Below are 12,441 nucleotides of genomic sequence, written 5' to 3'. Positions count from 1 at the left end.
CTGCACATGAAACAGGAAACAGATAAAAAATCAGGCCGCGTAAGGATGCATCGTCTTCTTCCGGTCGTGGCATTTTGTTTGACCATACTGAGCCTTTCGGCTCAGGGAGGACTTTCTGTTCCTCAGCATCCGGTAAAGCAGGAAAACACGCAGGCTTCGGCGAAACCCTCACAGAAGAAGGAAGAGTCAAAACGTCCGGTGCCCAAGAGCAAGGTTTATTTGTTGCATTCCGATTTGTTGCGGAAGGATGCCCAGCATCCGGATGCCCAGATTGTGACTGGTAATGTAGAGTTTCGCCATGACAGTGTGTACATGTATTGCGACAGCGCATGCTATTATGACAAAATCAGCAGCTTTGAGGCTTTTGGCAATGTGAAGATGGTACAGGGGGATACCTTGTTTCTCTATGGTGACCGTTTGTACTATGACGGACTGACTCAGATAGCGGAGATGCGCTGCAATGTACGTATGGAGAACCGTACGACTACCTTGCTGACGGATAGTTTGAACTATGACCGGGTGTACAACCTGGGGTATTTCTTTGACGGAGGTACGTTGATGGATGAACAGAATGTACTGACCTCGGAGTGGGGAGAATACAGTCCGCAGACTAAGCAATCCGTGTTCAATTACAATGTGAAACTGGTCAATCCGCAATTTACACTGACTTCGGATACCTTGCGTTATAATACGGCTTCGAAGATAGCCGATATTGTGGGACCTTCAGATATCTGGAGCGATGCCAATCATATTTATTCTGAAAAAGGTATTTATAATACGGTAACCGGGAAGGCTGATTTGTACAATCGTTCTGTCCTGACCAACCAAGGCAAGCAATTGACTGGAGATTCGCTTTTTTATGACCGTAATACGGGCATAGGAGAAGCGTTCAGCCGGATGGTGATGACGGATACCATCAACCGGAATATGATGACGGGCGAGTATGGTTTCTACAACGAGAAAACGGGATATGCGTTTGCTACTGACAGTGCCGTTGCTATTGACTATTCACAGGGAGACAGTCTGTTTTTGCATGCTGATACGCTTTTAATGGAAACCTTCCATCTAAATACGGATTCGATGTTCCGCGAAATGCGTGCTTTCCATAAAGTCCGTTTTTATCGTACGGATGTGCAGGGTACGGCCGATTCATTGGTGTTTTCTACGGTAGACAGCTGTCTGACCATGTATCGCGATCCCATTATCTGGAATAAGAACCAGCAGCTTTTGGGTGAGGTGATAAAAGTCTATATGAATGACAGTACCATTGACTGGTCGCACATTATCGGGCAGGCACTTTCGGTCGAGCGAATCGATTCTGTGCTTTACAATCAGGTTACAGGGAAGGAGATGAAATCCTATTTCGAGGGGGGAGACATGCGTAAGACAGAAGTGATAGGTTCCGTACGCGTAGTATATTATCCGATGGATTCTGACAGTACATTGATTGGGATGAATGTGTCGGAAACCAGTAAGCTGGAAATTTATTTGCAGGACCGGAAGATAGAGCGGATGGTCATGAGTCCGAAATCGAATGGCGTGCTATATCCGATGTCGCAGATTCCAGCTGGGAAAGACCGTCTGGAGAATTTTGTCTGGTTCGATTATATCCGTCCCCTGAATAAAGCCGATATTTTCAATTGGCGCAGGAAACGGGTGGAAGACCAGTTGAAGAAGAATGTACGCGGTCCGGTAGTGTTGCCGAATGCGCATCTGTTTGAGAACAAGAAGGAGGAATAAAATATGGGAATGTTTACAATGAGAAAGCCTCGCGGATATCACCATGAATATATTTACGTGGATGAACGCAAGGAAAAGCTGCAGAAAATAGAAGAAACTGCGAAGCGCGAACTAGGAATGCTTCCTCCCAAAGAATTTAAGCCGGAAGACATTCGCGGAAAGTTCGTGGAGGGAACGACTTACCTGAAACGCCGTAAGGAAAGCGGGCGTAAACCTCTGAGTTATGGGGTCATGTTTGTGGCCATTGTTATCTTGCTTTATATTTTACATTATCTGATTACAGGAGAATTTACATTATGACCTCGGGAGATGTGATTCGTTTGTTGCCGGATTCGGTGGCTAACCAAATAGCGGCCGGCGAGGTGATACAACGTCCTGCGTCTGTCATAAAGGAACTGGTGGAAAACGCCGTAGATGCCGGCGCAAAGAATATCGAAGTGCTGGTGACCGACGCGGGAAAGACTTGCATTCGGGTGATTGACGATGGAAAAGGCATGTCGGAAACGGATGCCCGAATGGCTTTTGAGCGTCATGCCACTTCTAAAATCCGTGAGGCTGCCGATTTGTTTGCCCTTCATACGATGGGTTTCCGTGGTGAAGCGCTGGCTTCTATTGCAGCCGTGGCGCAGGTGGAATTGAAAACTTGCTGCAACAAAGACGGACTGGGGACTTATATCCAGATTTCCGGTTCCCAAGTAGAGAAACAGGAGGCGGCAGCTTGTCAGCAGGGAAGTGATTTTTCTGTCAAAAACTTATTTTTCAATGTCCCGGCCCGTCGGAAATTCCTCAAATCCAACCAGACGGAGCTGAGTAACATTGTGGCTGAGTTTGAACGGATTGCTTTGGTAAATCCGGACGTCTCGTTTGTCTTGAGTCATAATGGTACGGAAATGTTGAATTTGCCGGCCATTCCTTTGCGCCAACGTATCATGGGGGTGTTTGGGAAAAAACTGAATCAGGAACTTCTTTCTTTGGACATCAATACTACGATGGTGAGAATCCATGGATATATCGGTCGCCCGGAGTCAGCCCGTAAGAAAGGAGCCCGCCAGTTCTTTTTCGTGAACGGACGTTATATGCGTCATCCTTATTTCCATAAGGCTGTAGCCAGTGCGTACGACAATCTGATACCTGTGGGAGAGCAAGTTTCTTATTTCATTTATTTTGAGGTTGCTCCCTCGGATATCGATGTGAATATTCATCCGACCAAGACGGAAATCAAGTTTGAAAATGAGCAGGCCGTATGGCAGATACTTTCTGCAGCCGTGAAGGAAACCTTGGGTCGTTTCAATGCCGTACCCTCCATCGACTTCGATACGGAAGGGATGCCGGATATTCCGGCCTTTGAGAATTCGCCCTACAGTGTGGCACCTCCTCCCACCAGTTTCGACCCTTCTTACAATCCGTTCAATACCTCGGCTGTACCTCCTTCTGCCTATTCATCGGCTTCTGGAAGAGGTACAGGCATTTCTTCGGATTTCGGGCAGGAACCGGAATGGAGACCTTCTTCCGGTGAAAGAGAAACTCCTGTGCGTTCTTCCATGAACCGTAAGGATACGATGCCGGATTTTGGGCGGAGTGGGAATTATACACCTTCTTTCGGTGCCCATAAGAACCGGGTGGAATGGGAACCTCTTTTTGAAGGTCTGGAGCACAATTCATCCGGACAGTCGGACATCCAGTCTGAAGAAGAGTCCGGACCGTTGTATGCAGAACCTGCCGGATGGGAAGAGGCACCTCAAGGGGAAAATGTTTCGCCGATGGTGGCAGAGGAAGAAAAAGACCGGCTTCCTCTGGAAAATTCCATGCGTCATTACCAATATAAGGGAAGCTTCATCCTGACTTCCGTAAAGTCCGGATTGATGATTATCAATCAGCAGCGGGCCCATGTCCGGATTCTTTTCGACCGCTATATGGCGCAGATAGAGAACCGGAAAAATGCGTCTCAGCGGATGCTTTTTCCGGATATGGTACATTTCTCGCCGTCTGAAGTTCCGGTGCTGGAGGAATTTATGGACGACTTGAATGCGTTGGGTTTTGAACTTAGCAGTCTGGGAGGAGGCACTTATGCTATCAACGGGATTCCGGCGGGTATCGAAGGACTGAATCCCGAGAAGCTGGTGACGGATATGGTGCATACGGCTATTGAGAAAGGCTGTAAGGTGAAGGAGGAAGTGCAGAGTATGCTGGCACTTTCTTTGGCAAAAGCCGCCGCTATTGTACCGGGGCAGATTCTGACCGATGAAGAAATGAACCGACTGGTAGATGACTTGTTTGCCGTATCTACTCCGAACTATACGCCCGACGGGAAGACTGTGTTGGCGGTATTGAAAGAAGAAGACTTGGAAAAGATGTTCAAATAAGATAATAGAACTTGTTTTTCTGGCAAAATCCGGATTTCAGAAATTGGAGTCCGGATTTTGTTGTATCTTTGTCCGCACAAAAATTAAATCTGAATACGATGGAAAAATATTTAAGTTTTGCAGTATGGTGCAGTTGTTTATTGGCAGCTTGTACTTCTTCTCCCCAGTATAATTTGACAGGTACATTGACGGGCATACAAAGTGATACGTTGCTGGTGCGTTCGTTTGCAATTAATCCATTGTCCCGCCCCCAGATTGTAACAGATACAGTCCCTCTGAAAGACGGAAAGTTCGCACTTCAGCTGGGAGATTCGGTGCTGAAGCAGGTGGTGATTATGGAAAAACCGTCCTTGGTTCCTGATGCGCAGGGACGTATTCCGGCTATCTCGATGGATGCCATTTCTTTCGTACTTCTTCCAGGCAAGAAGGTAGTGGTAAATGGTTCGTTGGATGGCTATACGCTGGGTGGTGATGCTTTTTATGATACTTATAGTCAGCTCCAAGCACAGAAAAAGGTGTATGAACACAAGCTGGATTCCCTGAGAGACATTTGTCGGGAGATGGAGCAGAAAGGGATTGCAGAAGATTCCATTCGTCGGGTGTATGCGCCAGCCGAAGGCTGGGAACGGTCGATGATTCAAGTCTCCACAGACTATATTCGCCGGCATCCGAATCAAGATTTGTCTGTTTTCCTGTTGGCACAGACGCCTTTGGACCTGGAAGTGGTGGATTCTTTGCTGAAAATGCTTTCAGAGAACGTTCGTACCGGAGTGATGCAGCCTCTGTATCAGACCATCCAGTCGGAATGTGAAAAAGGGAAGGCCCGTCAGCAAGCGTTGGAGAAGGTTAAGGAAGGAATGCCTGCCCCCGATTTCACGTTGAAAGATATTCAAGGAAACGATTTTTCACTTTCCTCTGCGAAAGGAAAATATGTGATATTGGATTTTTGGGGAAGCTGGTGCGGATGGTGTATCAAAGGATTGCCCGATATGAAAAAAGCTTACCGCAAGTACAAACATAAAGTGGTGTTTGTGGGCATAGATTGCAATGATACGGAAGAAAAATGGAAACAGGCGGTGGCTGCACATGGAATACCTTGGGTGAATGTCCGGAATGCCGGACAACCGGATGTGGCGGTGATGTATGGAGTATCAGGTTATCCGACCAAGATTGTAATTGACCGTCAGGGAAATATCCAGAAGAGAGTCGTAGGGGAAGACGGAGAGTTCTACGAGTATCTGGATGAAATAATGAGATAATCTGGTGTATAATTTATCTGCGACTCATTGGGGGAGTATTTGCCTGCCGATGAGTCTTTTTTTATAGATAACCGATAAAAAGGAAAATCTGAACAGGCCCTCTCCTTTTCTGAATAATCGCGTAAGTAGCTGACAGACTATCTTTGCTTCAGATTAAGAAACGAAAAAACATGAAGCAATTAGTAGTCATTTTAACTTCCTTGTTCACGTGGGTTCCTGCCTTGGCACAGCGCACGCTCACGTTGGAAGAATGCCTGAGAATAGGCATCGAGAACAATCTCTCGTTGGCAGGCAGCCGCAATGAGCTGCGGAAAGCCAAGCATCTGCTCAGCGAGAATCGGGCGAAGTTGTTGCCGCAAATCAATGCGGTAGCCGGGTTTAACGACAATTTTAATCCTCCCGTATCAGTTACCGATGGTTCGGCATACGGCAATCCCTACAACGTGACCAAGACGCTGCAATACAATGCATCGGCAGGTTTGCAGTTGCAGATGCCACTTTACAACCAGACGGTGTACACCGCCATTGACATTGCCCGTACGATGAATGAGCTGAACCGCTTGTCGTACGAAAAGGCCCGGGAGGACTTGATTCTGCAAATCAGCAAGATGTATTACCTGGGGCAGAACACGGTGGAACAGCTGGCCCTGATTCAGGAAAACCGGGTGCGGTTGCAGGAGTTGCGCGACATTACCCAGGCATTCTTCGACAACGGCATGGCCATGGAGGTGGACGTGAAGCGAGTCAATATCAATCTGGAGAACCTGCAGGTGCAGTATGACAATGCGAAGTCGATGCTGGTGCAGCAATTGAACCTGTTGAAATACGTGATGGACTATCCGGCGGAAGAGGAGATTGCCTTGACGCCGGTGAATCCGGAACAGGTGGAATCGGTCTCCTTGACCGGACTCCGCAGCGACTTGTATGAATTGCAGCTGCTGGAATCTCAAAAGAAACTGGCTGGACAGCAGAAAGATTTGATACGTCAAGGCTATCTTCCTTCGCTGAGCCTGACAGGGAGCTGGATGTATTCGGCATACACCGACAAGGCCCGTCACTGGTTTCATTCCGGCCCTTCCAACCACTGGTATCCGTCCAGCGGGTTGGGGCTGACTCTCCGTGTGCCGATTTTCGACGGGTTGGACAAGCGGGCGCGCATCCGGAAGGCCCAAATTGATGAGGAGAACGCCCGGTTGAACTACGAAAATATGCGGAAGAATATGGAGACGCAGTATCTGAATGCCACGAACGACCTGATGAACAACCAGCGTAATTTCCAGAAGCAGAAAGACAATTACCTGCTGGCCGAAGAGGTCTATCAGGTGACGACCGACCGCTACCGGGAGGGTATCGCTTCCATGACGGAGGTTCTTCAGGATGAAATGCGCATGAGCGAGGCACAGAACAATTACCTCAGTGCACACTACAACTATCAGGTGGCCAACCTGACCTTGCTGAAACTGACAGGCCAACTGGACCGCCTGTTTCAGACAAATACCACTCATTGATTCACTTTTAATATGCATCGTATATGAAAACTACAAATCATACGCTTCAGGAAAAAGCCTTGAAATTGAAAAAACAACGTCGTCGCCAGCTACTGGCCAGTCTTTTGGGAATCGTTCTCCTTTTGTGGGGAGTGGTCGAAGTGGTCTGCATGTTTCTGGACTACAAGCATACGGAAACGAGCAACGACGCACAGGTGGAACAATATATCTCTCCGGTAAACCTGAGAGCATCGGGATATATCAAGAAAATTTATTTTACCGAGCATCAGCAGGTGAATAAAGGAGATACGCTTCTGGTGTTGGATGACCGGGAATACCGGATTCGGGTGATGGAGGCAGAAGCCGCGCTGAAAGATGCGATGGCGGGGGCTACCGTGATGGATGCCACCTTGCAGACCACGCAGACCACGGCTTCGGTCTATGAGGCTTCGATTGCCGAAATTGAAATCCGTCTGGCCAAGCTGGAGAAAGACCGTCAGCGCTACGAGAATCTGGTAAAGCGCAATGCGGCTACTCCAATTCAGCTGGAGCAGATTGAAACGGAATACGAGGCTACCCGCAAGAAACTGGAAGCAACCCGACGTCAGCAGCGGGCGGCTATGTCGGGTATCAAGGAGGTATCTAACCGGAAGGAGAGTACAGAGGCCGCCATACAGCGGGCGAAGGCGGCTTTGGAGATGGCCCGCCTGAATCTCTCCTATACGGTGGTGCTGGCTCCTTGTGACGGGAAACTGGGGCGACGGGCCTTGGAAGAAGGGCAGTACATCACTGCCGGACAAAGTGTGACGTACATTCTTCCGGACAGTCAGAAGTGGATAGTGGCCAATTACAAGGAAACGCAGGTGGAAAATCTGAAGCTGGGGCAGGAAGTGCGGATTTCTGTCGATGCCCTCAGTGACCGGGAGTTTACCGGAAAGATTACGGCCATCTCTGGAGCCACCGGTTCCAAGTATTCGCTGGTGCCTACCGACAACTCTGCCGGCAACTTTGTCAAGATTCAGCAGCGTATTCCGGTGCGCATTGATTTCACGGATTTGTCCGAGGAAGACAATGCCCGTTTGGCTGCCGGTATGATGGTGGTCGTCAAGGCCAAATTGTGAGTGTCACGTTTTCAATGATTCCTTTAAAAGTTGAATTATGCCTTCCTGTCCTAAAAATTATCCGTTTTATAACTGGGTGCCCAAACCGCTGGGCATCCTGATTCTGGTCCTGCTTTTTGTGCCGATTCTGACGGCTAGCGGGGTTTATACAGCCAACAGTGGGGAAATGCTCAGTGGACTGGGCATCCAGTCGGAACATATTCAGTTTGTCGGTTTTCTCACCTCTGTGGGAATGGCTGCCTTTTCGCCTTTCTTTTACGAGCTGGTGTGCCTTCGTCGGGAAAAGATGATGTGCATCGTAGGTTTTTCTTTGCTTTACCTGCTAAGCTACGTCTGCGCCAAGACCGACAGCATTTATGTGCTGGCTGTCTGTAGCGTGGTGATGGGATTTCTGCGGATGGTGCTGATGATGGTCAACCTCTTTACGCTGATCAAGTATGCGTTCGGGATGGAGGCTACTCGCAACATTACGCCGGGAAATGACCCTGTGGATGCAGAAGGATGGGACAGGCTGGACGGAGAGAAAAGCGTCAGTATGCCGACCATTTATCTGTTTTTTATGATTCTCGGGCAGTTGGGCACTTCGCTGACCGCCTGGCTTGCATACGAATATGAATGGCAGTACGTCTATTATTTCATGATGGGGGCGTTGCTGCTTTCCATATTGGTGGTGTTTGTCACCATGCCTTACCACACCTATGCATCTCGCCGTTTCCCCATCACTTTCCGGAAATTTGGCAGTGTGGTGATTTTCTGTCTGATGTGTGCCTCGGTGATTTACGTGCTGGTGTATGGCAAGGTACTCGACTGGTACGATGACCCCTCTATCTGTTGGGCTACGGGGAGTGCCGTGTGCTTTACGGCTCTCTTTGTGTATATGGAAAAGAAACAGTATTCTCCGTATTTCTTGATGGACATCTTTCAGCTGCGTTCCATCCGGATAGGAATCTTGTTGTTCCTGCTGTTGATGGTTTTCAATTCCAGCGCCTTGTTCGTGAATGTGTTTACCGGGGTGGGGATGAAAATAGACAACTGGCAGAATGCGGCCCTGAATAACTGGAGCATGGCGGGATATTTCATCGGCTGTGTCATTGCCGTCATGCTGGGACGTAAGGGAGTACATTTGAAATACTTGTTCTCGTTGGGTTTCGTATTGATTGGACTTTCGGCCCTGTTCATGTACTTTGAGGTGCAGACTGCCGGCTTGTATGAGCGGATGAGGTATCCGGTCATCATCCGGGCTACGGGAATGATGCTGCTGTATTCGCTGACGGCAGTGTATGCCAACCAGCGGATGCCCTATAAGTATCTTTCTACCTGGATTTGCATTATGCTTACCGTGCGGATGGTGCTGGGCCCCGGTATCGGTACGGCACTTTATACGAACGTGATGCAGCACCGTCAGCAACATTATGTCACCTGTTTCGCACAAGACCGCGACCGGCTGAATCCGGAAGTGTCGGCCTCCTATGCGCAGACGGTACAGGGCATGCAGTATCAGGGTAAGAGCGGGCAGGAAGCCGAACAGATGGCGGCTATGTCGGCAAAGGGAACCGTGCAGGTACAAGCCACGCTGTCGGCAGTCAAGGAGATGTCCGGCTGGACTTTCTACGGTTGTCTGGGCTGTGCAGTCTTTTTCCTGCTCATCCCCTGGAAGAAAAGGCGGCTGGACAAGATTCCTGCTTCTGTTTCTTGAAGATAGTCATGCGTCACGGAGAGGCCTTTCGTTTCTTAATCTATATTTTCAGCGGGGAATATCTATGGAAGCCTCTGCCGTGACGCTTTTTTTGTGTATCTTCGTACTGGTATAAACATAAATTGAACCGGTATCATGGCTACACAAACAGAGCGCTTGATGCGCTTGAATCAGGCATTGGTGGAACGAAGGGATATTTGTTGTTCGGAAGGCGTGGTGGAAGCTTTTCCGGCTGTATTGCAGAAAACTTTCCGGATGGATTATTTGGGACTGGTTGTCTGTGAGCAAGGGAGTTTTCAGTTCACTCTGGACCGGAAACCTTTTACGGCGAAAGCCGGAGAGACGGTTTTTCTGTCCGAATCCACGGAATTCTGTGCAGGGACATGTACGGACGACTTGCGTGTGGATATTTTGTTCTATCGGGTAGACCCTATTCGGGAACTGTTGGGCAGTTCCGTAGTAGCCATGCATCTTTATGCTACGCTGACTCCGGAGCCTTGTTATGTATGGACTACAGGGGAGGAAGAAGACATTGCCCGTTATATCACACTAATCAGCCGTTACCGGCATGCCGCGGATAATCCTTTCGGCAACCATGAACGGAAACTGTTGCTGCTGGCCCTGACCTATCGGCTCTGTGCCATTTACAGCCGGCGGTTGATGGAAGAGAACAAGGCTGCCGGACACAAGATTGACACCTTTATCCAGCTGATTCGGCTGGTGGAGAAATATTACAAGGAGGAGAGAGGAGTGGCGTTTTATGCCGACAAGCTTTGTCTGACTCCCAAATATCTTTCAGCCTTGTCAAAGTCCGTGTGTGGATATACGGTACAGGAACTGGTGTTTCGGGCCATCATTCGCCGGAGTATGCTCTTGCTGAAAAATTCCCACAAAACGATTCAGGAAATATCGGATGAATTTCATTTTCCCAATGCTTCTGCTTTCGGGACTTTCTTCAAGAAAGCAACCGGACTTTCTCCTCTGCATTATCGGTGTACGGAGGAAGAAACTTCAGAAATGTAAATTTGTAAATTGTTGTTTATCTGGATTTTATGATTCTTTTAAAAACGCACTTGCGTTTGAAGGAAAACTCTTTTACGTTTTATTTAAAACGTCCTTGCGTTTGGACTGAAAGTACAACCGTCCGCGATAGCGTTCACCACATAAAAAGATAGCCTTCCAGATTTTTGGGCGGCTATCTTTTCATCTTCTTCCATCTATCCGGAAGCAAATCACGATATTTATCTATAGGAGTATTAGGAGGCCATGCGGCACAACGGTCTATAATGTCGCAGAAGTATTCAAAGATGTTTATTCCACATCTATGGCATGTTATGGCTAATGAGTGGTATAACACCGCCACTTCGGCTCCTGTATGAGAGCCTATTGTCAGACGTCTTCGTGTCAGTGATATATACCTGTTTATTCGTTCAACTTCATTGTTGTCAAGCCTGTATTTAGGAGAAGAGAAGATTGCCGGTATTTCATGCCACTGTTTCAGCGCATAATCGGCGGCGGCATTAAGAGAATCATCAGGAGGTATCCCCGGACGGTCTTTAATCTCAATCAATCCTCTGTAGATTTTTTCAATCATCACTTTTGAGTAGCGTTGCCTCCACTGAAGGTGGTCCTCGTCAGTCCATCCGTCCTTTCCTGTTTTGTGTTTATGCTCGAAGTGATACAATAGGCCGAAGCGCTTGGCCATTTGCTGGGCAATAGTACTATCCTTTATATCCAGAAACTTCCGTTTTATATGCTGCAGGCATGGAAGTCTTTTTATTCCTTTCAGATTGCCGATTCCGATATGACGGTATCCGGAGTAAAAGTCACACTGGAAGGCTCCGTTAAATCCTTTTATTTCATTTTCAAAGACTTCAGCCGAACGTGATCCGTCATCATAAAAGAAATACACCAGACCTGTGGTCATACCGACAAACACCCAGATATATCCTTTCTTTATTTTCTTCCCTGAATCAGTGACTGTCTGCAGACGTACTTTCTGATAAGTCTCATCACCACAGATATAGTTGTCCTCAAGGATTGCCTTTGCAAGAGCCTTATAAAGGTTCTCAAGCTGAACCTTGGTTTTGCTGACAAGCTTCCGGGCGGTACCCTTATCAAGATCGAAGCCGTGTGAGCGGAAGTATTCTACCGCATTTTCAAGCGGCATTCCGTGCAGATAGCGCAACTCCGCCAGACCTGCGATAAAAGAGGAAGTGTATTGGGAGTTCAGCAGCGGAGTTGCCGGAACAGAACCTTTGAAGATTGTACCGTTCTGAACATACTTCTTGACCTTATAGATTGTCTTGATAAAGCGCATGGGAACCATTGAATAACGCACGACATCGCATGTACACATATATCTGGCCAGTTCCGGATCAAACCCCGGGTCGTCAGGTTCTACATCAAAGGTTTCAATCTCACATTCCGGATGTGTCTTTTTCTTCGCACCGTTGTTTGTATGTCTCTTTTGTATCTTCTGTTCAGGAACATCAGATTTGGGGAGCATCTGTCCGGTCTGTCTTTCCGAGGGAGATTCCTGCAGACGGCGCATTGCCTGACGGACAGTTTTTTCCTTGCTGAGTTCAATGTCCTTTCCTTTGAGAGTTTCCTCCAGAGAGGTTATCTGCTTTCTCAGTTCTTCAACCGTGGCAGTCAGTCTCTCGTTGGCTGAAGTCAGTGAACGGACAGATGATAAGGCTTCCTCCAGTTTGCCCTGAAGGAAGCCGTTCTGGCGTTGCAAAAGTTCTATCAGTTCATCCTTTTTCATGCTTT

9 protein-coding genes are annotated in these 12,441 nt (G+C 48.0%); 8 read left to right on the top strand and 1 reads right to left on the bottom strand.

The window, feature by feature from the left end; genetic code table 11:
- Positions 1–6: 6 nt before the first annotated feature.
- The 8 genes from OIM59_RS14400 (at position 7) to OIM59_RS14365 (ending at position 10,689) form a co-directional block, all read left to right on the top strand.
- Positions 7–1,740 carry an OstA-like protein gene (locus tag OIM59_RS14400; RefSeq protein ID WP_299172447.1) on the top strand — a complete coding sequence of 578 codons (1,734 nt, stop codon included), beginning with the start codon at positions 7–9 and terminating at the stop codon, positions 1,738–1,740.
- 3 nt (positions 1,741–1,743) lie between these two features.
- Complete coding sequence (locus tag OIM59_RS14395) at positions 1,744–2,040, top strand: hypothetical protein (protein ID WP_299172444.1); 297 nt, start codon at positions 1,744–1,746, stop codon at positions 2,038–2,040.
- Complete coding sequence (mutL, locus tag OIM59_RS14390) at positions 2,037–4,103, top strand: DNA mismatch repair endonuclease MutL (RefSeq protein WP_303897400.1); 2,067 nt, start codon at positions 2,037–2,039, stop codon at positions 4,101–4,103. Before OIM59_RS14395 ends, mutL begins: the two co-directional genes overlap by 4 nt.
- Positions 4,104–4,201: 98 nt before the next feature.
- On the top strand, positions 4,202–5,362 hold the full coding sequence (locus tag OIM59_RS14385; protein ID WP_299172438.1) for a TlpA disulfide reductase family protein: 1,161 nt from the start codon (positions 4,202–4,204) through the stop codon (positions 5,360–5,362).
- A gap of 170 nt (positions 5,363–5,532) precedes the next feature.
- Positions 5,533–6,870 (top strand): TolC family protein, encoded by a 1,338-nt coding sequence (locus tag OIM59_RS14380; protein ID WP_299172435.1) that lies wholly within the window; start codon positions 5,533–5,535, stop codon positions 6,868–6,870.
- 23 nt (positions 6,871–6,893) lie between these two features.
- On the top strand, positions 6,894–7,970 hold the full coding sequence (locus OIM59_RS14375; RefSeq protein WP_299172432.1) for an HlyD family secretion protein: 1,077 nt from the start codon (positions 6,894–6,896) through the stop codon (positions 7,968–7,970).
- Positions 7,971–8,007: 37 nt separating this feature from the next.
- On the top strand, positions 8,008–9,666 hold the full coding sequence (locus OIM59_RS14370) for an MFS transporter (protein ID WP_299172429.1): 1,659 nt from the start codon (positions 8,008–8,010) through the stop codon (positions 9,664–9,666).
- 135 nt (positions 9,667–9,801) lie between these two features.
- A complete protein-coding gene (locus tag OIM59_RS14365; protein WP_299172426.1) occupies positions 9,802–10,689 on the top strand; it encodes an AraC family transcriptional regulator in 888 nt (295 codons plus the stop codon).
- A 172-nt stretch (positions 10,690–10,861) separates the two neighbouring features.
- Here the strand turns inward: OIM59_RS14365 and OIM59_RS14360 are convergent, their stop codons facing one another.
- On the bottom strand, positions 10,862–12,436 hold the full coding sequence (locus OIM59_RS14360) for an IS66 family transposase (protein WP_299170862.1): 1,575 nt from the start codon (positions 12,434–12,436) through the stop codon (positions 10,862–10,864).
- Positions 12,437–12,441: the final 5 nt, after the last annotated feature.

This window comes from Bacteroides mediterraneensis, assembly GCF_025993685.1.
GTDB lineage: Bacteria > Bacteroidota > Bacteroidia > Bacteroidales > Bacteroidaceae > Phocaeicola > Phocaeicola mediterraneensis_A.
This window is presented reverse-complemented; position numbering and strand designations above follow the sequence as displayed.